Source organism: Lentzea tibetensis, from assembly GCF_007845675.1.
Lineage (GTDB): Bacteria > Actinomycetota > Actinomycetes > Mycobacteriales > Pseudonocardiaceae > Lentzea > Lentzea tibetensis.
This window is the reverse complement of sequence record NZ_VOBR01000013.1, coordinates 138,009-158,689: the sequence shown is the minus strand read 5'-3', so window position 1 is coordinate 158,689 and position 20,681 is coordinate 138,009. Positions and strand designations below refer to the sequence as shown.

General features: G+C 69.6%; 22 protein-coding genes. 7 read left to right on the top strand and 15 right to left on the bottom strand.

What is annotated here, in order from left to right; genetic code table 11:
- Positions 1-134 precede the first annotated feature (134 nt).
- On the top strand, positions 135-1,070 hold the full coding sequence (locus FKR81_RS21480) for a M28 family metallopeptidase (RefSeq protein WP_146353899.1): 936 nt from the start codon (positions 135-137) through the stop codon (positions 1,068-1,070).
- Here FKR81_RS21480 and FKR81_RS21475 read toward each other — a convergent pair whose 3' ends face one another.
- Genes FKR81_RS21475 through FKR81_RS21460 form a run of 4 tightly spaced genes read right to left on the bottom strand, consistent with a single transcriptional unit; the run spans position 1,071 to position 5,102 of the window.
- Positions 1,071-1,598: a C39 family peptidase gene (locus tag FKR81_RS21475; RefSeq protein WP_222598352.1), complete on the bottom strand. Its 528-nt coding sequence runs from the start codon at positions 1,596-1,598 to the stop codon at positions 1,071-1,073.
- A gap of 10 nt (positions 1,599-1,608) precedes the next feature.
- The gene (locus tag FKR81_RS21470; protein WP_146353897.1) at positions 1,609-2,877 is read right to left on the bottom strand and encodes a hypothetical protein; all 1,269 of its coding nucleotides are present in this window, start codon (positions 2,875-2,877) and stop codon (positions 1,609-1,611) included.
- A gap of 9 nt (positions 2,878-2,886) precedes the next feature.
- Positions 2,887-4,107 carry an MFS transporter gene (locus FKR81_RS21465; RefSeq protein WP_146353896.1) on the bottom strand — a complete coding sequence of 407 codons (1,221 nt, stop codon included), beginning with the start codon at positions 4,105-4,107 and terminating at the stop codon, positions 2,887-2,889.
- On the bottom strand, positions 4,104-5,102 hold the full coding sequence (locus FKR81_RS21460) for a D-alanine--D-alanine ligase family protein (RefSeq protein ID WP_146353895.1): 999 nt from the start codon (positions 5,100-5,102) through the stop codon (positions 4,104-4,106). The genes FKR81_RS21465 and FKR81_RS21460 overlap by 4 nt, the downstream gene beginning before the upstream one ends.
- Before the next feature lie 328 nt (positions 5,103-5,430).
- Between FKR81_RS21460 and FKR81_RS21455 the strand changes: the two genes are divergently transcribed.
- The gene (locus FKR81_RS21455) at positions 5,431-6,051 is read left to right on the top strand and encodes a M15 family metallopeptidase (protein WP_235921681.1); all 621 of its coding nucleotides are present in this window, start codon (positions 5,431-5,433) and stop codon (positions 6,049-6,051) included.
- On the opposite strand, the gene FKR81_RS21450 is transcribed toward FKR81_RS21455, so the two are convergent.
- Positions 6,052-6,549: a TetR/AcrR family transcriptional regulator gene (locus FKR81_RS21450; RefSeq protein WP_235921680.1), complete on the bottom strand. Its 498-nt coding sequence runs from the start codon at positions 6,547-6,549 to the stop codon at positions 6,052-6,054.
- 94 nt (positions 6,550-6,643) lie between these two features.
- Here FKR81_RS21450 and FKR81_RS21445 point away from each other — a divergent pair, with 94 nt between their 5' ends.
- Positions 6,644-7,111, top strand: coding sequence for an SRPBCC family protein (locus FKR81_RS21445; protein ID WP_146353892.1), 468 nt, complete (start codon positions 6,644-6,646; stop codon positions 7,109-7,111).
- Positions 7,112-7,250: 139 nt separating this feature from the next.
- Here the strand turns inward: FKR81_RS21445 and ileS are convergent, their stop codons facing one another.
- The gene (ileS, locus tag FKR81_RS21440) at positions 7,251-10,358 is read right to left on the bottom strand and encodes an isoleucine--tRNA ligase (protein WP_146353891.1); all 3,108 of its coding nucleotides are present in this window, start codon (positions 10,356-10,358) and stop codon (positions 7,251-7,253) included.
- A gap of 240 nt (positions 10,359-10,598) precedes the next feature.
- Here ileS and FKR81_RS21435 point away from each other — a divergent pair, with 240 nt between their 5' ends.
- Positions 10,599-10,934, top strand: coding sequence for a DoxX family protein (locus tag FKR81_RS21435; protein WP_186763091.1), 336 nt, complete (start codon positions 10,599-10,601; stop codon positions 10,932-10,934).
- A 137-nt stretch (positions 10,935-11,071) separates the two neighbouring features.
- Here FKR81_RS21435 and FKR81_RS21430 read toward each other — a convergent pair whose 3' ends face one another.
- The 8 genes from FKR81_RS21430 to FKR81_RS21395 form a co-directional block, all read right to left on the bottom strand.
- A complete protein-coding gene (locus FKR81_RS21430; RefSeq protein WP_146353889.1) occupies positions 11,072-11,557 on the bottom strand; it encodes a hypothetical protein in 486 nt (161 codons plus the stop codon).
- A 29-nt stretch (positions 11,558-11,586) separates the two neighbouring features.
- On the bottom strand, positions 11,587-12,396 hold the full coding sequence (wag31, locus tag FKR81_RS21425; RefSeq protein ID WP_146353888.1) for a DivIVA-like cell division protein Wag31: 810 nt from the start codon (positions 12,394-12,396) through the stop codon (positions 11,587-11,589).
- Between the two features lie 46 nt (positions 12,397-12,442).
- Positions 12,443-12,718, bottom strand: a complete 276-nt coding sequence (locus FKR81_RS21420; RefSeq protein ID WP_146353993.1) for a YggT family protein — start codon at positions 12,716-12,718, stop codon at positions 12,443-12,445.
- Between the two features lie 18 nt (positions 12,719-12,736).
- Positions 12,737-13,360, bottom strand: a complete 624-nt coding sequence (locus FKR81_RS21415; protein ID WP_146353887.1) for a cell division protein SepF — start codon at positions 13,358-13,360, stop codon at positions 12,737-12,739.
- Positions 13,361-13,428: 68 nt separating this feature from the next.
- Positions 13,429-14,124 carry a YggS family pyridoxal phosphate-dependent enzyme gene (locus tag FKR81_RS21410; RefSeq protein ID WP_146353886.1) on the bottom strand — a complete coding sequence of 232 codons (696 nt, stop codon included), beginning with the start codon at positions 14,122-14,124 and terminating at the stop codon, positions 13,429-13,431.
- The gene (gene pgeF / locus FKR81_RS21405) at positions 14,121-14,825 is read right to left on the bottom strand and encodes a peptidoglycan editing factor PgeF (RefSeq protein ID WP_146353885.1); all 705 of its coding nucleotides are present in this window, start codon (positions 14,823-14,825) and stop codon (positions 14,121-14,123) included. Before pgeF ends, FKR81_RS21410 begins: the two co-directional genes overlap by 4 nt.
- Positions 14,826-14,891: 66 nt before the next feature.
- Positions 14,892-16,193, bottom strand: a complete 1,302-nt coding sequence (gene ftsZ, locus FKR81_RS21400) for a cell division protein FtsZ (protein WP_146353884.1) — start codon at positions 16,191-16,193, stop codon at positions 14,892-14,894.
- 183 nt (positions 16,194-16,376) lie between these two features.
- Entirely contained in the window at positions 16,377-16,871 is a 495-nt protein-coding gene (locus tag FKR81_RS21395; protein ID WP_146353883.1) for a DinB family protein, read from the bottom strand.
- 72 nt (positions 16,872-16,943) lie between these two features.
- On the opposite strand from FKR81_RS21395, the gene FKR81_RS21390 reads away from it, so the two are divergent.
- Both FKR81_RS21390 and FKR81_RS21385 read left to right on the top strand, forming a co-directional pair.
- Positions 16,944-17,828, top strand: a complete 885-nt coding sequence (locus tag FKR81_RS21390; protein WP_146353882.1) for an RICIN domain-containing protein — start codon at positions 16,944-16,946, stop codon at positions 17,826-17,828.
- Between the two features lie 8 nt (positions 17,829-17,836).
- Complete coding sequence (locus FKR81_RS21385) at positions 17,837-18,700, top strand: RICIN domain-containing protein (protein ID WP_146353881.1); 864 nt, start codon at positions 17,837-17,839, stop codon at positions 18,698-18,700.
- Here FKR81_RS21385 and crtI read toward each other — a convergent pair.
- Positions 18,687-20,114 carry a phytoene desaturase family protein gene (gene crtI, locus FKR81_RS21380; protein ID WP_146353880.1) on the bottom strand — a complete coding sequence of 476 codons (1,428 nt, stop codon included), beginning with the start codon at positions 20,112-20,114 and terminating at the stop codon, positions 18,687-18,689. The genes FKR81_RS21385 and crtI overlap by 14 nt on opposite strands.
- A 183-nt stretch (positions 20,115-20,297) precedes the next feature.
- Here crtI and FKR81_RS21375 point away from each other — a divergent pair, with 183 nt between their 5' ends.
- Positions 20,298-20,678 carry a hypothetical protein gene (locus FKR81_RS21375; protein ID WP_146353879.1) on the top strand — a complete coding sequence of 127 codons (381 nt, stop codon included), beginning with the start codon at positions 20,298-20,300 and terminating at the stop codon, positions 20,676-20,678.
- The last annotated feature ends 3 nt before the right edge of the window (positions 20,679-20,681 follow it).

Here is a 20,681-nt window from a genome sequence, read left to right as displayed (position 1 = left end):
TGCTCATTCTCCCGATGACCCACGAATTGGACTAATCCGAAACCCCTAGTTCCCGCCGAAAGCACCTAGCGATACCCATTCGTTCAGGAGCATGTTGATCAGTGGCTCATCCCTATCCCTGCAGGAGTTGAACCATGAGGATCATCACCGCGCTGCTGGCCTCAGCAGCGCTGATCGGCGCCGGTACGGCCGCACAGGCCGCCCCGGTGACGGCTCTGGCCGCGCCGAACATCTCGGTCGCGGCCGTCCAGGCCGACCTGAACCAGCTGCAGAGCATCGCCACCGCGAACGGCGGCAACCGCGCACACGGTCGTCCGGGGTACCTGGCCTCGGTGAACTGGGTGAAGAGCAAGCTGGACGCCGCCGGGTTCGTGACCCGCGTGCAGTCGTTCACCAACGGCGGCGCGACCGGCTACAACCTGATCGCGGACTGGCCGGGTGGCGACCCGAACGACATCGTCATGCTGGGCAGCCACCTCGACAGCGTCACCGCCGGTCCGGGCATCAACGACAACGGCTCCGGTTCCGCCAGCAACCTCGAGGTCGCGCTCGCCGTGAAGGCGACCGGCTTCAAGCCGACGAAGCACCTGCGCTTCGGCTGGTGGGGTGCTGAGGAGCGCGGCCTGATCGGCTCGACGTTCTACGTGAACTCGCTGCCCGCCGCCGAGAAGTCGAAGATCAAGGCGTACCTGAACTTCGACATGACCGGCTCGCCGAACCCCGGCTACTTCGTCTACAGCGCGTCCGGCCAGCCGTCGGGCTCGCTGAAGCTCCAGCAGACGTTGCAGGCGGGCTTCACCGCGCTGAACGTGCAGACCGAGCTGACCAGCGTCGGCGGGCGCTCCGACCACGCGGCGTTCGCGCGGGCGGGCATCCCGATCGGTGGCACGTTCACCGGCGCCGAGGGCACCAAGACCTCGGCTCAGGCGGCGAAGTGGGGTGGCACGGCCGGCCAGGCTTACGACCGCTGCTACCACCGCTCGTGCGACACGACGGCGAACATCAACGCGACGGCGCTCGACCGCAACGCGGACGTCATCGCCCACGCGTTGTGGACGACGGCGGCCTGATCAGGTCGCTCTGGAGAACGCGATACCGCGCCCGGAGAAGCTCTGCACGAAGCGCTCCGCCGGGACGACCGAGTTCTCACCGCCCCATCGGGACGGATCCCGGAACACGACCTCGTGCTCCGGGATCCGCACCCCGGCCACGACGACGAGGTGGCCACCACGACGGCCGTCCACCGGCAGCTCGTGGGTCACCGAGACGATGACCGGTCCGCCGCCCCGCAACAGCGCGTGCAGCTCGTCGACACCGCCGATGGCCAGCGGAACCGCGACCAGGCCGCGCCGCACCGCGAGGTCGGCCAGCCCCTGGTGCTTCCAGCCGCGCGGGGTGTAGGCGTCCAGCTCGAGCGCCTCCACCAGCAGCTCCCACTGCGACGGCACCGGCAGCCCGAAGTGGTCGAAGACCATCCGCAGGCAGGCGAGGCCGCAGGCGCGGTCGCTCCAGTGCTGCGCACCCTCACCGGCCAGCACCGCACCCGCGGGCCACTCGTCCGGCGCGAAGCGCTGCGGGTACCGGACCACGTCGAGCACGCAGGACTCGTCAGGCCGCATCGACGGCCCCCGGCAGCTCGACGCGCTCCCATTCCCGGACGGCGGCGTAGTCCTCGCTCAGCTGACGCTCGTCCTCGTGGCACAGGTAGAGCCCGCCGGGCTTGGTGAACATGTCGACGGTGCGGGTCAGCCGTTGCCCGGCACCCAGCGCGACGCGCATCCCGTGGAACGACGGCAGCGCGCGGATCGGTCGCAGGTCCACCGGCCTGCGGAGGTTCCCGGTGACCGGCGAGATCAGGCTGACGCCCCACGCGCGTTTGCGCAGCGGGCGAACGGGACCTCGCGCGGCGACGGTGTCCGGCGCGAGGTACGACTCGACGACCTCGTCGACGTGGCTGGTGCCGAGCGCGGCCAGTGCGAGCGACGGATCGCTGCCACCGGGCAGCCGGGTGCCGGTCTCGAGCAGCAGCGGTCCGGCGGCACCGTCGATCAGCTCGGTGTGCGCGGCGCCCCAGCGGACGCCCAGCGCGTCGAGCACCCGGCTGACGTAGCCGATGATCCGCACGGCCGCCGGGTCGTCCGGGCTCTCGAGCACCTGGCGATCGTAGATCGGCCTGCCGTCGACCACCTTCTTGTCGGACCGCCACACCTCGACGACCGCGTGCCGCCCGGCCACGGTCACGGTGTTCACCATGTACTCGGTCCCGGTGAGGTACTCCTGCACCACGGCGCCGTCGTTGCGCTGCCCGTACGCGTTGCTGGCGCGCAGCACGTCGCGCACCGCGGCATCGGTCTCCGCGTCACCCGAGCACACCAGCACGCCGTCGGTCCCCGTGCTCGCGGGTGGTTTCACCACCACGCGACCGGGCAGCGGGCCGCCGGTCTCCCAGACGACCCCGCCGTCCGGCCCGAGGTGACGCTGCCACGGCACGGGCACGCCCGCCTGGTGCACGGCCTGGTGCATGACGCGCTTGTCCCGGCGAGCCGACGCGAAGCCGTCCTGGTTGGCGGTCGCGAGCCCGAGCCGGACGGCCAGGAGGTCGGCGACGTCACCACCGCTCTCGGTCCCGGCCAGCACGTGCCGCACGCCGAGCTCCGCCAGCTCGGCGGCGGTGGCCGCCACGTCACCCCGGTAGTCGAGGGCGGCCACGAAGTCGCCGCCGTGGAACGTCCCGACCTGCGGCCCGCAGTTGGCCTCGTGGTTGCGGACGTGGACCACCCGGACGCCACGCGCACGGAAAGCCGGGCCGTAGAGGTGTCCCGACGACAGCGCGTCGACCACCGCGACCGCTCGCTCGTTGTATCCCTGGTAGAGCACTGTTGCCTCTCACATCTTCCGGTCGGCCCGTGCGCGGACGTGCCGCCACCCGGACAGGATCGCCAGCAGGGCACCCGCCACCGCGGTGCTCGCCGCCACGGACATGACCGACAGCAGCCCCGACGTGAGCACGAGACCCGCGAGCGTGCTGCCGGACAGCAGCGTCGCCCGCAGGCTCAGCACCGCGGGCGCGTGCCGCACGTCGGTCGACGTCACGACGGCGAGGTTGAACCTCATGAACGCGAACTCGAACAGCACCATGAACACGAAGTACGCCGCGTAGCTCGGCACCGGCGCCGGGATCAGCACCGCGGCCGCCGCGGTCGTCGCGACCGCGAGCACCAGCGCCCACTCGGGCACCCGCGCGAGCAGCCGGGTCACGTTCTCCCGGCTCGCGAGCCACCCGCCTGCCACGACGCCCAGCGTGCTGACCGCGCTGACCACCCCGACGCCCGCGACGCCCGCCCCGAGCTGCTGCTCGGGGTACGCGACGCGGATCGCGTTGTGCAGCCCCTGGAACGCCGCGACCAGGCCCAGCTGCCACAGCCACGCCCGCACCAGCGGCTGCTCCCGCAGCCCGGCCAGGATCGAGCCCGCCGCCGGTTCCTCCGGCCTCGGTGCGGTGCCCGCGGGCGCCACGACGCGGTAGACCAGCCCGGTCGCGCACAGCACGAGACCGGCGGCGACCAGCAGCACCGACACCGACACCGTCTCGGCGAACACCGCGAACAACACACCCGCCGAGGACGTGCCGACGATCCGCCACAGCTCGATCCGCGACACCACGCGTTCGACCTCGGCGGGCGACTCCGCGGCGACCTTCACGACGAGCGCCGCCGATGCCCTCGTCACCGAGTCGCACAGGCCGCGGGCCATGACCAGCACCAGCACCGCGGTCACCGAGCCCGTGTGGACGACGCCGGCCAGCACGAGCGAGAGCGCGGCGGCGCACCACTCTGACCGGGCCGCGACGGCGCCCGCCCAACCGCGGGCGGTCAGGCGGGCGATCGCGGGCGGCCAGAGCAGCGGCACGACCCACTGGCAGCCGAACACCGCCGCGGACAGGAAGTAGGAGTGCGACGTCTGCAGCACCCACACGCTGAGTGCCAGGTAGCTGGTCATGCCGACGACGTTGGACGCCGCGGTCGCCGGGCTGAGCCCCGACAACCGCGGCACGCGACGCACCACGCGGTCCGCGGTGCTGATCGCTCCCGTTTCCTTCACATTCATTTCGCGACGAGACTCTTCCTCAGCCACGGAACGAGCTTGGTCCCGTTCGCGGAGCTGGCCAGCACGACGGCGAGCAGCGATTCGTAGCTGATTCCCGCGGCCTCGGCGGACAACACGAGATTGCTGCCGCGCTGCACGCCCGGAAGTGTGTTCAATTCGAGAAGAACCGGTTCGCCGTTCTCGCTGAGCACGAAATCGACCCGGATCGCGCCTTCGAAATCGATCTCATCGAGCACCGCGCGCGTCGCGTCGTGCAGGACGCGCAGCCGCGGGTCCGCCACATCGGTGACGGTGTCGTACCGCACCGATCCGGCCTCTTCTCCACAGAGCTTGCTGTACTCGTCGTAGTACTCGCGTTCGGAGATGCAGAGCACCGGAGGGAGCAGCACCACGTCGCCGCCGATTTTGAGTGCGGGAACGGTGACCGGCACCCCTTCGACGAACGACTCGACGATGAGATCGGTGAATCCGCCGCCGTGCAGGCGGTCCACCACGCCCGCGACGTCCGCGGTGTCGACGACGAGCTCCATCCCGACGCTGCTGCCGCCGTTCACGGCCTTCACCATGACCGGCGCGCTGACGCCGGCCACGTCGCCCGGCCGCACGCGGCGGTGGGCGGGCGCCGCGACCCCGCTGCTGCTCAGCACCAGTTTGGTGACCCGCTTGTCCGCACCCACGGCGCTCGTCAGCACACCGCTGCCCGTGTACGGGACGCCGAGGTACGCCAGCAGTCCCTGCAGGTTGCCGTCCTCGCCGAACTCGCCGTGAACGTTGAGGAAAGCGGCGTCGAAGCGACGGACCCGATCGACGAAGTCGGGGCGCGTGGGGTCCAGCCACACGGCCTCGGCGGTGACTCCGGAAAGTCCACCCACGACGTCGTGCACCGACCACTCGGATTTCGGTTTGCTCGCCATGTAAAGGCTGTCCTCGGCGGACACCCCGCCGTACACGACGGCCACCCGCCAGTCGCGCACGACATCGACCTCGTCGTCCACCAAGCAACGCAGAGAAGCGGACGAATGTTCATGCCAGCTGAAAACGGTCACGATTCCCCCAGTGAAATCATGACGTCACCCATCGCCGTGCGGCCCAGATCGCGACACGGTGAAGAAAGACGAAACGGATGATGAATGAACGGCACACGTGTGCCTGAAATATGAAGGCCCCCCAGCCCTGTGCGACAGCCCGATCACGTCACACGACCGGCGCGCCAACAATGCTACTCACATGCGATGCCTCATGGCCAACCCGATGTGCGACCGATCACGCCGCATTGGCATGATGACCAGAATGCGAGACGTCGTACTCATGTCAGATCCGCGTGTGACATCGGTGCCCGTGTGCGAACAGGGTGACGTCCTGCACGACGTCCGTTCGTCCGGAGAGTTCGCCGTGTCCGATCTGAAGGTGGACGAGACCGGTGCGTTCGCCCACCTGCGGACCGGAGTGGTCGACCGGCTCCGGCAGGCGCAGCACGCACTGCCGGACGGCATGCGGCTGCTGATCGTCGAGGGATACCGCCCGCTGTCGTTGCAGCGGCACTACTTCGAGGAGTACGGCGACGAGCTGCGCGCCGCGAACCCGGAGTGGACGGCGGAGCAGATCCACGTCGCGGCGAGCCGCTACGTGTCCCCTCCCGAGGTCGCACCGCACTGCGCGGGCGCCGCGGTGGACCTGACCCTGTGCGGCCCCGACGGCACCCAGCTGGACATGGGCTGCCGGATCAACGCGAGCCCGGAGGAGAGCGACGGCCGCTGCTACACCGACGCACCCGGCCTGACCGCGGCGGCCCGGCACCTCCGCACCGTGTTGAGCGAGGCCCTGTCGGGCGTCGGCCTGGTCAACTACCCGACGGAGTGGTGGCACTGGTCCTACGGCGACCGCTACTGGGCGATGACCACGGGCGCGCCCGCCGCTCTCTACGGACCCTGTTCCCACGGCTGATCAATCTCGCGTGAGCACCTGCACGACCTCGTCGAGCAAGGGCTCCACGAGCTCGGGCAGGGTCGCCATCATCTGCACCTGCCCCAGGTAGACCGAGTACGCGAGCACGGCCCTGCGGTGCGCCACGTCCGGCGGGAAACCCAGCCCCGCGAACAGCTCCGTCAGGTACTCGATCCGCCGCTCGCTCACCCGCTTCAGCACGGGCGCGACCACCGGGTCGTCCGCGGCGTTGTGCAGCGCCAGCTCGATCGACCCCTTCCGCGAGCGGTCGAGCACCGTCCCGAACAGCACCCGCAGCCTGCCGAGCGGCGTCTCCTCCGCCTCGACGAGCTCGATCACCGCCTCGGTGTGCTCGCGTTCCCACCGCTCGACGGTCGCCTGCAGCAACGCGTCCCGGTTCGCGAAGTGGTGGTAGACGCTCCCCTTCGTCGCACCGGCCCGCGCCGCGATCGGCTCGATCGCGACCGCGGGGACCCCGCCTTCCGCGAGTGAGGTCATCGCCACAGCAGTCCAGTCATCACGGGATCGACGCGCCACGTTCCATACGCTACCGTACGTTTCAGGAACATACGCAACCGTATGGAGGGGAACCATGATCAGGAACGTGCACGAGCGGGTGCTGAGCGGCGACGCGGGGTTCGCCATCGACCGCATCCAGGAGCTGTGGCCACCCGCCTGGGGCCGCATGGAGTTCGACCGGCCGCTGGGCGTCGGCGCGGACGGCGGGCACGGCCCGATCCGCTACCGCTGCACCGCCATCGAGCCCGGCCGCCGCGTCGAGTTCGCGTTCACCGGGCTGACCGGCACGCACGTGCTCGAGGCCGACGGCACCACCCTGCGGCACACCCTGCTCGGCGACTTCCCCCTGCTCCCCCGGCTGCGCTGGGCGTTCGTGATCCGCTGGCTGCACGACGCGTGCCTCGAGGACTTCCTGGACCGCGCCGAGACGGCGGCGGGCAGGCCACCGGAGCGACCGGCCCGCTGGTCGGTGTGGGTCCGGCTGGTCCGCCGGGTGTTCGTCAGGAGGGCTCAGCGGCAGCACCACTCGGTCACGGCGTGACCATCCGGCGGGCGCGCCACCGGTGACCACGACCTGCGAGCCGTCCGGCACCGGCGGGTTCGTTCTCGTCCACTGACGCGAAACCGCGTGCGCGGTGGCCGGAGCCACCACGCACGCGGTCAGAATCGCGGCCTGCGTCTCACACCCGGCGGACGGCCACCTTGACCTTCGAGCCGTCGCCGACGGAACCGTCGGAGCCCTCGGCGACGTCGCCGAACACCAGCTCGTTCGCCAGGGTCTCGCCCTTGACGAACTCGAGGTGTCCGGTGACGGCGTCCACGACCTCGGCGGGCACCTGCGCGGTCACCGCGATCCGGTCCGACACGTCCAGGTCGGCGTCCTTGCGGGCCTGCTGGATGACACGGACCAGGTCGCGCGCCACGCCCTCGGCGGCGAGCTCGGGCGTGACCGTCGTGTCCAGCACGACCAGGCCACCGCCACCGGGCAGCGCGGCCGTCGCGGCCGGGTCGGTCGCGACGAGGCGCTGCTCGTACTCGCCTTCGAACAGCTCGATGCCGGCGGCGACGATCTTTCCGTCCACTTCGGACCAGTCGCCGGACTTGACGGCCTTGATGACCTTCTGCACGTTCGGGCCGAGACGCGGGCCCGCCGCGCGGGCGTTGACCGCGAGCTCGAAGTGGCCGTGCTCGTCGACGTCCGTGGTCAGGTCGACCTGCTTGACGTTGATCTCGTCGCGGATGATGTCCGCGAAGTCGCCGAGCGCGGCCGCCGTGGCCGAGGCGATGGTCAGCTTGGTCAGCGGCAGGCGCACGCGCAGCTTGTTCGCCTTGCGCAGCGACGACGCCGTCGAGCAGACCGAGCGCACCTGGTCCATCGCGGCCACGAGCGCGTCGTCGGCGGGCAGGTCGGCGACCGACGGGAAGTCCGTCAGGTGCACCGAACGGCCACCGGTGAGACCGCGCCACACGACCTCGGTGGTGTACGGCAGCAGCGGCGCGGCGACGCGGGACACGACCTCCAGCACGGTGTGCAGGGTGTCGATCGCGTCCTGCTCACCGGACCAGAAGCGGTCGCGCGAGCGGCGGACGTACCAGTTCGTCAGCACCTCGAGGAACTCGCGCACCAGCTGGCACGAGCCGGAGATGTCGTAGACGTCCATGGCCGCCTGCACGTCGCGCACCAGGTCGTGCGTCTTCGCCAGCACGTACCGGTCCAGCACGTGCTGCGATTCCGTGCGCCAGCTGCCCTCCCGGCCTTCCGCGTTGGCGTACAACGCGAGGAAGTACCACGAGTTCCACAGCGGCAGCACGGCCTGGCGCACCGCGTCGCGGATGCCGCGCTCGGTGACGATCAGGTCGCCGCCGCGCAGGATCGGCGACGCCATCAGGAACCAGCGCATCGCGTCCGAGCCGTCGCGGTCGAAGACCTCGTTGACGTCCGGGTAGTTCTTGAGCGACTTGGACATCTTCTGGCCGTCGTCGCCCAGCACGATGCCGTGCGCCAGGCAGTTGCGGAACGCGGGCCGGTCGAACAGCGCCGTCGCCAGCACGTGCATGGTGTAGAACCAGCCGCGCGTCTGGCCGTTGTACTCGACGATGAAGTCGCCGGGGTAGTGGTTCTCGAACCACGCCGCGTTCTCGAACGGGTAGTGCACCTGCGCGAACGACATGGAGCCCGACTCGAACCAGCAGTCGAGCACGTCCGGCACGCGGCGCATGGTCGACCGCCCGGTCGGGTCGTCCGGGTTCGGCCGGGTCAGCTCGTCGACGTGCGGGCGGTGCAGGTCCGTCGGGCGCACGCCGAAGTCGCGCTCCAGCTCGTCGAGCGAGCCGTAGACGTCCACGCGCGGGTGCTCGGGGTTGTCCGAGATCCACACCGGGATCGGTGAGCCCCAGAACCGGTTGCGGGAGATGTTCCAGTCCCGCGCGTTCTCCAGCCACTTGCCGAACTGGCCGTCGCGGATGTGCTCGGGCACCCAGTTGATCTGCTGGTTGAGCTCGACCATCCGGTCCTTGAACTGCGACACGGCGACGAACCACGCCGACACCGCGCGCTGGATGAGCGGGGTCGCGCACCGCCAGCAGTGCGGGTACGGGTGGTCGTAGGTCTCGTGCCGGAGCAGCAGACCCGCTTCCTTGAGGTCGCGGATGATGTTCTTGTTGGCGTCGAAGACGTGCTGGCCCTGGTAGGGCGCGACCTCGGCGGTGAACGTGCCGTCGGAGGCGACCGGCACGACGACCTCGATGCCCGCCGCGTCCGTCACGACCTTGTCGTCCTCACCGAACGCGGGCGCGATGTGCACGATGCCCGTGCCGTCCTCGGTGGTGACGTAGTCGGCGGCGAGCACCTGGTGCGCGTTCTCGCGTCCGACGAAGAAGTCGAACACCGGTGCGTACTTCTTGCCGACCAGGTCGCTGCCCTTGTAGCGGGCCACGACGGCGGGCTCCTCGCCCAGCTCGCGTGCGTACGCCCCGACGCGGGCCTCGGCCAGCAGGTAGCGCTCGCCGTCGACCTCGACCGTCACGTAGTCGACGTCCGGGTGCACGGCGGCCGCGAGGTTGCTGGGCAGCGTCCACGGCGTGGTCGTCCACACGAGAGCCTTCTCGCCGGACTCGAGCCGCAGCGCGACGGTGACCGCCGGGTCCTGCCGCTCGCGGTAGGCGTCGTCCATCTTGGTCTCGGTGTTGGACAGCGGCGTCTCGCACCGCGTGCAGTACCAGAGCACGCGGAAGCCCTCGTAGACCAAGCCCTTGTCCCACAAGGCCTTGAACGCCCACATGACACTTTCCATGTAGTCGAGGTCGAGGGTCTTGTAGTCGTTGTCGAAGTCGACCCAGCGCGCCTGGCGGGTCACGTAGTCGCGCCACTGGTCGGTGTACTGCAGGACCGACGTGCGGCACGCCTCGTTGAACTTCTCGATGCCGAGCGCTTCGATCTCGCTCTTGTGCGTGATGCCGAGCTGCTTCTCGGCCTCGAACTCGGCCGGCATGCCGTGCGTGTCCCAGCCGAACCGGCGCTCGACGTGCTTGCCGCGCATGGTCATGTAGCGCGGGACGACGTCCTTGACGTAGCCGGTGAGCAGGTGACCGTAGTGCGGCAGGCCGTTGGCGAAGGGCGGGCCGTCGTAGAAGACGAACTCGTTCGCGCCGTTCTCACCGGCCGGGATCCGGTCGATGCTGGCCTGGAACGTGTCGTCCTTCGTCCAGTACCCGAGCACGTCCTGTTCGACGTCCGGGAAGGACGGCTGTGCCGGGACCGCTGGTTGCCCCGCCTTGGGGTAGGCCATCGCTGCTGCTCCTCGCGCGTCACTGGGTCCACGGGGACGACACGCCTGCCTTCGGCGTACCGCGGTACCACCCCGCTTGCCAGAGCGTCGAGCGCTGGCCTCTCATTCGGCTGTCACGGGCCGTACCCGTCCGGGTCTAATAGGGCTTGCGCCCGTTCTTCCGGAGGCTCCCCGGTGATGGCCGGATCGGTGCCTTGTAGGTCCAGCGTAGCCGGTCGACGCAAACCGTATGCTCGCGCGATGACCATTGCGTTGTCGATCGTGCTCGCGCTGCTCTTCCTGGCCACCGGCGCGGGCAAGGTGCTCGGCGTGAAGGGCTCGCTCGCGTACCGGGACAAGTTCCAGATGAGCGCCGGTCTGTGGCGGACGATCGGCGTGCTGGAGTGGGCCGGTTCCGCGGGTCTGATCGTGGGCCTGTTCGTGTCGTGGATCGGCATCGCCGCGACCGTCGGCCTGGGCCTGCTGATGGTGGGCGCGACGATCGTGCGGCTCCGCTACGACTCCAAGCCGGTCGGCATCGTCATCGACCTCGTGCTGCTCGGGCTGCTGATCATGCTGCTGTTCGTGGAGCGTTGAGCAGATCCACGCACTGAGCCACTTCGAGGAAGCCGTATCGGCACGCATGCCCACACCCGAAGAGGCTGGGGGCGACCGCTACGAGTTGATCCACCAGTTCCCGGCGGACCAGGACTCGGCCCGAGAGCGAACAGAGGTCACGTCTGCGACGCCCGGTGGCGGGAAGCCAGGGTCGAGTCGGGGCGGCAGTGCCCACAAGGCGTGAACCCGAGCTGACGGGCCTCCTGCACCGGGAGCCCCAGCGTGGGGCGCCCGGCGAGCCAGGAGCACGCGGCGAGGTGGTAGCGGGGGCGTTCGTCCAGCACCCGCACCTCGTCCGCGAGGTCGGCGACGGTCAGCAGGTCGCCCGCGTCGGTGTCCTCTTCCGGTGGTTCATCAGATGAGACCGGCGTGTCGGCTACCGACGGTGTGACTACCCGTTGATCATCGGCTACAGCATGTTGATCTACAGTAGGGCTGGCAGCGGGGTCCCTCCGGCGCAGCCACCAGTCGGCCACGAGGACGACTGCGGCCGCGGTGCTCGCGCCCACGGATGACCATGCCCACACGGTGGAGGACGTGGTCAGCGCAGGCACGAGCAACCCGAGGGCTGCCAGCACCAACAGCAGAACTATGTACAGCACGTGACGCAGGTTACGTCACGAGGACAAGATCAGCCTGCCTCGGCGCGGGCGCCGAAGGAGTAGCCCTGTGAACGGCCGTCGGACGGTGCGGCGGGGCCGCGGTCCTGCAGGTCGCGCAGTGAGGACTCCAGCATGGTCTTGAGTCGCGTGCGGTACTCGCGCTCGAACGTCTGCAGCTTGTCGATCTGCTTCTCGAGCGTGTTCTTCTCCTGGGTGATGTTGCCCATCACCTCGGCGTGCTTGCGCTGGGCGTCGCGGTCGAGCGCGGTCGCCTTCTCGCGGGCCTGCCGCTCCAGCGTCTCGGCGCGCGTGCGCGCCTCGTTGAGCATCGTGTCGGCACGCGTGCGGGCCTCGTTGACCATCGTGTCGGCCTTGGCACGGGCGTCGGACAGGAGCTGCTCGCTCTTGGTCCGGGCCTCGGACAGCATGCCGTCCGCCTCGGCCTTGGCCTCGCCGGTCAGCCGGTCCGCCATCTCCTGGGCGAGGCCCAGGACCTTGGCGGCCTGCACGTGGTGGTCACCGCCGCCACCGGGCGACGTCTGTTCCAGCACCGACGGCGGCGGAACCGGCGCCAGGCGGCGCGGCTCCTCGACGCGGGTGGTCATGGGACCGGAAGAAGCCTTGGCGCGGGCGTCGTCGAGGTCTGCACGCGCGGTCTCGAGCTGCTGGTCAAGCTGCTCCACCTGCTGACGGAGGTCGTTGTTCTCCTCGATCAGGCGGGCGAGCTCGCCCTCAACCAGGTCGAGGAACGCGTCCACCTCGTCCTCGTTGTAGCCCCGCTTGCCAATCGGCGGCTTGCTGAATGCAACGTTGTGCACGTCAGCGGGGGTCAACGGCATCGGATCACCTCTCGCACTCCTGGGCTGCGGATATCCCGGTTCCCCGTCACCTGGGATCTGCCACTCGCATCAAAATGATAACGACCAGCAACAGCACAATAATCGATAGGTCCAGCCCGACGCCCCCGATCCGCACGGTTGGGATCAACCGGCGCAGCAGACGGACCGGGGGGTCGGTCACTGTGTAGATGGTCTCCAGCGTGACGGCAACGCCGCCAGCGGGACGCCACTCCCTCGCAAACGACCGCACCAGTTCGACCACAACACGCGCGGTCAGGAGCAGCCAGAACGAGAAGAGCAGGTAGTACAGGACGAAGAGGATGGGCGCCACGACACAACTCTAACCGTGTGTGGAGAACCCGCCCTCAGCCAGCTTCTTGCGGTCCTCCGCGGTCACGTCCACGTTCGGCGGTGAGAGAAGGAACACCCTGCTGGTGATCTTGTCCATCGAGCCGCGCAGCGCGAACGCGAGACCGGCCGAGAAGTCGACGAGACGCTTGGCGTCCGCGTCGTCCATGTCGGTCAGGTTGAGGATCACCGGCGTCCCGTCGCGGTAGTGCTCACCGATGGTGCGCGCCTCGCTGTAGTTCCGCGGGTGGAGCGTCGTGATCCTCGTCAGCGGGTTGCTGACCGGCTCGGCGACCGGGCGCAGTCTGCTGACCGGCTCCCGGTGCGGGTCGACCGCCAGGGCTCCGTGCACCGGCGCGTCGGCGTTCCACCGCCGCGTGCTGGTGCGCCGGGACTCCGGCTCGTAGTCGTCCGAGTCGTCCAGCTCGGCCCGGTACTCGGACCGGCCCGAGAAGGCGCGGTTGCGCCGGGGGTAAGGGTCGTAGTCGTCGGCCTCAGCTGCGTAGTCCGGCCGGTAGTCGCCGTAGCGCCCCCGGTCGTCCTCGTAGCCGGGGTCGTCTGCGTACTCGGCGGGGACCATCCCGAAGTAGGCCTTCAGCTTGTGCAACGCGCTCATCCCAGCCCCTCCTCCGCGAGATCCCCACCATTAGGGACGGTGCGGCCGGCCCCTTGGTTCCCCGACAGTTACGGCGAGATTAGTCGCCGACTGCCCAGCAACGCGGTTCCGACACGCACGCATGTGGATCCGTGCGCGATGGCATCTTCCAGGTCTCCGCTCATCCCCGCTGACACCTCGGTGGCAGTGGGATGATCATCACGTAGGCCAGATACCACCTTCTCCAGCACCTCAAACGCTGCCACTGGAGACATCGCACGGGGTGCGACAGTCATCGCACCTCGGAGTATGAGATCACCCGATCGTGTGATCGCGCCAGCCAGTTCCGGGACGTCCGGGACGGCACATCCGCCCCGTGACGTGTCCCCGTCGATGCTGACCTGCACCAGCACGTCCAGCGGCCGTCCGCGCTCTTTCGCGGCCTTGGCCAGCGCCTCCGCGAGCCGGACTGAGTCGACCGAGTCGACCTGGTCAGCCCACGAGGCGACCGATCGCGCCTTGTTCCGCTGCAGCCGCCCGACCATGTGCCACCGCGCGTCCAGGCCGGGCAGCTCGGCGTGCTTGGGCCCGGCCTCCTGGTCGCGGTTCTCCGCGAAGTCGCGCAGGCCCAGCTCGGCGAGCAGCGCCACGTCGCTCGCGGGGAACGTTTTCGTCACCGCGAGCAGCTTCACCTCGGCCGGGTCGCGATGGACCGCCCGGCACGCCGCGGCGATGCGCTCCCGAACCTCGGCGAGGTTCGCCGCGAGCTCCTCGCGTCGGTTCACGGCTCCATCCAGATGACGGCCGCGAGCCGTCCCGTCGGGTTCTCCCTGCGGTGGCTGAAGAGCCCGGACTCCTCGAACGTGCAGCGCGGGTCGATGCCGATCTTGCCGACGCCGGCGTCCGCGAGCTGCTGCCAGAGCCCGGCGCGCAGGTCGAGCGAAGGCGTGCCCTTGCGGGACTTGGCCGCGCTGCCGGGCAGGTGCTTCTCGACGTCCGCGCGCATCTCGGCGGGCACCTCGTAGCACTCGCCGCACACCGACGGCCCGAGCAGCACCTCGATCCGGTCCAGCCGCGCGCCCTGGGCGAGCATGGTCTTCAGCGTCTCGATGATCACGCCCACGCGGGCGCCGACGCGTCCGGCGTGCACGGCGGCGATCACGCCCGCCTCGGCGTCGCCGAGCAGCACGGGCACGCAGTCCGCGGTCAGCACGACCAATCCGAGACCGGGCTGTTTCGTCACGACGGCGTCGGTGGCCTCGAGCGGCTCGCCGACGGGCCCGTCGACCACTCCGACCGTGCGGCCGTGGACCTGTTCCATCCAGACCAGGCGGTCCGGGGTGAGGCCGATCCCCTCGGCGAGCCTCGCCCGGTTCGCCTCGACGGCGGCGGGGTCGTCACCGACGTGGTCGCCCAGGTTGAACGACTCGTACGGGGCCTTGGAAACGCCGCCCTCACGGGTGGTCACAACTCGACGGATGCGCACGCGTACACCCTATTCGTACGACGAAGGGAGCCTCCCGGACCGGGAGGCTCCCTTCGTGAGCTGACTTCAGCGACGCATGAACGGCGGGACGTCGACCTCGTCGTCGGGGTCGTCGGTCACCGGGATCGGACGGCTCGGCAGCGAACCGTTGGGCGACAACGACCGCGGTGCCGGGTAGCCGTTGCCCTGGGGCTGCGGCGGAACCGTCGTCGGCGAGACCGACCGCACGGGCTCCGGCTGGGAGATCGGCTGCGGCATCGGCTGCACCGGCTGCGCGACGGGCGGCGGGGGCGTCACCGGTGGCGGCGCCACCGGCGGTGCGGGCTGCGAGAGCTGACCCGCGGTGGCCGAGGCGACGGTCCCCTGAGCCGACCGCGGCGGCGACGACAGCGCCTGCGGCTCCAGCTTCTTGTGGGTGGGACCGCCGCTGTCAAAACCCGCCGCGATCACCGTGACCCGGACCTCGTCGCCGAGCGAGTCGTCGATGACCGTACCGAAGATGATGTTCGCGTCCGGGTGCGCGGCCTCCTGCACCAGCGAGGCCGACTCGTTGATCTCGAACAGGCCGAGGTCCGAGCCACCCGCGATGGAGAGCAGCACGCCGTGCGCGCCCTCCATGGAGGCCTCCAGCAGCGGCGAGTTGATCGCCTTCTGCGCGGCCTGGACGGCGCGTCCCTCACCTCTCGCCGAGCCGATGCCCATCAGGGCGCTACCGGCACCGGACATGACCGACTTGACGTCGGCGAAGTCGAGGTTGATCAGACCGGGGGTCGTGATCAGGTCGGTGATGCCCTGGACACCGGACAGCAGCACCTCGTCCGCCGAGCGGAAGGCGTCCATGAGGCTGACACCGATGTCGCCGAGCTGCAGCAACCGGTCGTTGGGGATGACGATCAACGTGTCGCACTCGTTGCGGAGTGCCTGTATCCCGTCCTCCGCCTGCTTCGCGCGGCGCTTGCCCTCGAAGGAGAACGGGCGCGTGACGACACCGATCGTCAGCGCGCCGAGCTTGCGGGCGATCGAGGCGACGACGGGCGCGCCACCGGTGCCCGTGCCACCGCCCTCACCGGCGGTCACGAAGACCATGTCGGCGCCCTTGAGGACTTCCTCTATCTCCTCGCGGTGGTCCTCGGCCGCCTTGTGCCCGACCTCCGGGTTCGCGCCTGCACCGAGGCCGCGAGTGAGCTCGCGGCCGATGTCGAGCTTGACGTCGGCGTCGGACATGAGCAGGGCCTGTGCGTCGGTGTTCACCGCGATGAACTCGACGCCCTTGAGACCGACCTCGATCATGCGGTTGACGGCGTTCACGCCGCCACCACCGATGCCGACGACCTTGATCACCGCGAGGTAGTTGTGCGGGGGCGTCATCGGATCCGCCTTCCTGATCGTGGTCCGAGCTGTGGTGCTGGGTGGGACTCCACCCGGATTGAAACTCTCAACCTCAACTTGAGGCTCAGAGTTATGTCAACCCCGTATGTTCCTGCTGGACGGTATGCACCCATCCTGCCTCGGTCCAGCAGCCACGCCGTACGCAGCCGACACTGTGCGCTACTACTCCCCGGTCGTGCCGTCAAGCAGTTCGCGCACGATGTCGATGTGCCCCGCGTGCCTGCCGGTCTCCTCGACCATGTGCGCCAGCACCCAGCGCGCGGAAATCGATCCTTCCCCGCGGAACGGCACCTCGTGACCGAGGTCGAGGCCCGCGAGGATCTCCCGACTCACCGTGCACTGCGCAGCGTAGTCGGCCAGCAATCCGGTGATCGTCTCGCCTTCCTCCACGCGCCAGTCCGCGTCCGGATCCTCCTTCGTGTAGGGCGCGGTCGAGGGTTTCCCGGCGAGGACGACCTCGAACCAGTAGTGCTCGACCCACCTCAGGTGCTTCACGACACCGGCGGCCGTCAGCAGCTCGGAGGGCAGCGTCGAGCGCGCCGCCTGCTCGTCGGACAGGCCGTCGCACTTGAGCTCGATCGTGCCGCGCAGGAAGTCGAGGAAGCCGTTCATGGTGTCGCGCTCGTTCGCGGACATGGGTGGATCAACGCGTGTCATGCCGAACAGATTGCATGAAGGATTCTCAAAACTCGCGGGAATTGTGTCCGCGTCAGCCATAGTCTCGATCTCGTGAACAAGAGATCATCAGGCGTCGCGGCCACTCTCGCCGCGATCGCTCTGGGGGCAGTGGTCCAGGTTCCCGCACAGGCAGCAGCCAGCGGGAACGCCATCGTGGAGATCAAGAACGTCGCGTACGGCCAGTGCCTGCAGCCGGGCCGGGTCGACGACTTCGACTGGCTCGTGCTCGCACCGTGCTCGGGCAGCCCGGCGCAGCAGTGGGAGCTCGTGCCCATGCGGGACAGCAAGCTCGTCCTGCGCAACATCGGCGACGGCACGTGCGTCAACGGCTGGGCGGGCGTCCTCCCGACGAAGTGCCACGCGGAGAACGCCGACCAGCACGCCGACCTCGTACCGGACGCGGCGGGCTCCGTGAAGCTGAAGTACGGGAACAACTACGCGGACACGACCAGCTACAAGTACTCCGGGACGCTGAGCGCCTACCCGGCGTCCGACACGGACCACCAGCGGTGGCTCGTGCGCGAGGTCGGCGAGGCCTCCGCGCCCGTCGACACCACCGGCAAGGTGGTGAGCTTCCGCAGCTTCGAGGACGGCACCTGCATCGCCGCGAACGCGGGCAACGCGTCCCACCTGACGTGTGCCGACGACGATCGCCAGCGGTTCGCGCGGGTCGAGCTCGGCGACGGCGTCTTCCAGCTCCGCAACGTCGCCTCGGGCACCTGCATCGGCAAGTACGGCGTCTACGTGCACCTCCGCACCGCCTGCGCCGCGGACGACACCGGCCAGCACTTCCGGCTGGACACCGACGAGCTCGGCTACTCGCTGATCCGCCACGTCGAAGGCGAGGTGCTGACGCCGTTCTCGGGCAACGAGGTCGGGTCCTACCGGCACGACAGCGGTCTCACCTGGCAGAAGTGGGAGGCGTCGGTCGCATGAGGAAGGTCATGAGCGTCCTCGCGGCCGCGTTCGCCCTCACCGCCGTCGTGGCGGCGCCCGCGCAGGCGAGCGGCAACGAGGTCGTCGAGATCAAGAACGTCGCGTACGGGGAGTGCCTGCAGCTGACCGAGATCCGGAGGGCGAGCCTCGCCGGCTGCACGGGGGCGGCCGAGCAGAAGTGGGAACGGGTTCAGCTGAGCGACGGCCACTCCGCCTTCCGCAGCCTCGTCTCCGGTGACTGCCTGTACGGCTACTACTCCGTCGACACCGACGACTGCGACGCCGACGAGAAGAGCGAGTTCGTCGAGCTCGTGCCCGCCGCGGCGGGCACCGTGAAGCTGAAGTTCGAGAAGGGCTTCGCCGAGCCGGGAAGGTACCGGGGCTGGGTGGACCTGGGCTACGAGTCCGCCGACGACGGCCAGCTCTGGCGGGTGCGGGTGCTCGACGAGACCGCCCCGCCGCTCCCCGACACCGCGGGCAAGGCCGTCCGCGTCAGGAGCATCATCTCCGAGGAGTGCATCTCCGTCTCGGCCGCGCCGACCACGATGGCCACGTGCGCGAACGCACCCGAGGAGACCTTCCAGCGGATCGAGCTGGGCGACGGCAGGTTCAAGCTGCGCAGCACCTCCGGCACCTGCCTCGGCACCTTCGGCGGCGACTGGGACAAGCAGGATCGCTGGAGCGAGTGCGTGCCGACCGATCCGACGCAGGAGTGGCTGCTGGAGACCGACCAGCTCGGGGCGCACAGGATCCGCAGCGCGCCCGGCGGTGACCTGCCCTACCTGGTGCCGACCTCGGAGCACCGCTTGTCGCTGTTCCTGGACATGCTCCAGGGCGACAACTGGCTCAAGTGGGAGATCACGCTCGCGTGATCCCCTGAGTGATCCGGTGCGCGGCGAGCCGCCCGGAGATCAGCACGGGCGGCACGCCGACGCCGGGGGTGGTCCCACTCCCGGCGAGCACCGCGTTGTCCGTGCCGCGCACCAGGTTGCGCGGCCGGAACGGCCCGGTCTGGGCGAACGTGTGCGCCGCGGCGAACGGCGTGCCCGCGGCGTTGCCCCAGTCCGCCGGGGTGACCAGCCTCTCGGTGGTGATCGCGTCGCCGAACCCGTCGAGCCCTCGTTTCTCGAGCGTCCGCACGATCTCGTCGCGGTAGCGCGGGCCGACGCGCTGCCAGTCGATCGGCGCCGTCACGAGGTTCGGGCACGGCGCCAGGACGTAGTGCATGCTCTCCTGGGTCCGCGTGACGAGGAGCGACGGGTCCGACATCAACCGTCCCTTGTGGACGATCTCGTCGAACGTCCCGCTCCACGCGTCGCCGAAGAAGATGGTGTGGTGGTCCAGGTCCCAGGTGCGGTTCGTTCCCGCGTGGAGCACCACGGCTGACGGTGACCACCGGATCGGCGGCACCCGCTTCGGCGTGCGGCCCAGCAGCCGGTACGCCTCGGGCAGCTCGACCGCGAGCACCACGGCGTCGCACGGGATGCGCTCGTGTCCGGTGTGGACAGCCGTTACCTGTGTGTTGTTGCGCTCCAAGTGGGACACCGTTGTGCCGCAACGAAACTCGGCGCCATGGGCTTCAGCAGCCTCTGCCATGGCTGCCGGGAGCGCGTGCATCCCGCCGCGCGGGTAGTACACGCCGGCGATCGTGTCCATGTAGGCGATCACCGCGTACGCGCCGAGCGCCTTGCGCGGCGGCACACCCGCGTACAACGCTTGGAACGAGAAGACCCGGATGAGCCGCTCGTCGGTGAGGAACCGGCGCAGGTTGCGCTCCAACCGCCCGAACCCGCCCAGCCACGCCAGCTTGGCCAGCTCGGGCCGCACCAGCCCGAACGGCGAGTCGAAGTTCGCGCCGATGAAGTGCTCGCGCTGCACCTCGTACAACTCGGTCAGCCAGCGCCTCAGCCGCCGGTACCCGTCGGCCTCGCGCGGGCCGGCGAACCGCTCGATCTCGGCTTCCATGGCTTTGCCGTCGGTGTGCACGCCCAGCGTCTCGCCGTCGGCGAAGCGGGCCCGGTAGGCCGGGTCGACGCGGTCGAGCGTGAGACGGTCCGCCATCCGCTCCCCCACCACCGCGAACGCCTCCTCGGCGTACTCCGGCATCGTCAGGACCGTGGGGCCGGTGTCGATGCGGTAGCCGTCCAGGTCGAGACGTCCGGCGCGACCGCCGGGGAGATCTTCCTTCTCCACCACGGTGACGCGGCGTCCGGCGCCGAGCAGGTGCAGTGCGGCGGACAGGCCGGCGAGCCCGGCCCCGACGACAACGACGTGGTCGGCCTTCATCGCACTTCCTCCATTCGGGTGGTCACGGTAATGCCTGAGCGGACGGGCCGATGAGGACTGTGTCCCATCTCGAGGAGGCCCGTGTTGGAACCCGGCTCGTTCGTCCCGCCAGCAGATCCGGCCCCATCAGCGGATCCGGTCCCACCCCCACCTCCACCGTCGCCGCGAAGACCGCGGTGGCTCGTGGTCGCGCTGAGCGCGGTCCTCCTCCTCGCCGCTGGCGGCATCGGGTTCGGGCTCGGGCGCGCGACGGGCCCGGACGCGGCGAGGTCGAACGGCTTCACGGTCACCGGAAGCATGACGGTCTCAGACTGCAGGTCCCGCGGCTACAACGACATCCACGCTGGTGCACAGGTCGAGGTCACCAACCAGGCCAACGACGTGCTCGGCGTCGGCGTGCTCGAATCCGACAAGGGCTACTGCAAGTTCAAGTTCTCCGTGTCCGGCGTCCCGTCCGGCGAAAAGCTGTACGGCGTCACCACAGGAAACTCGAACCGCGGTGTCATCTGGAAGACCGAGCAGCAGGCGAGGACCGAGGGCTTTCACCTGACACTCGGCGACTAGCGC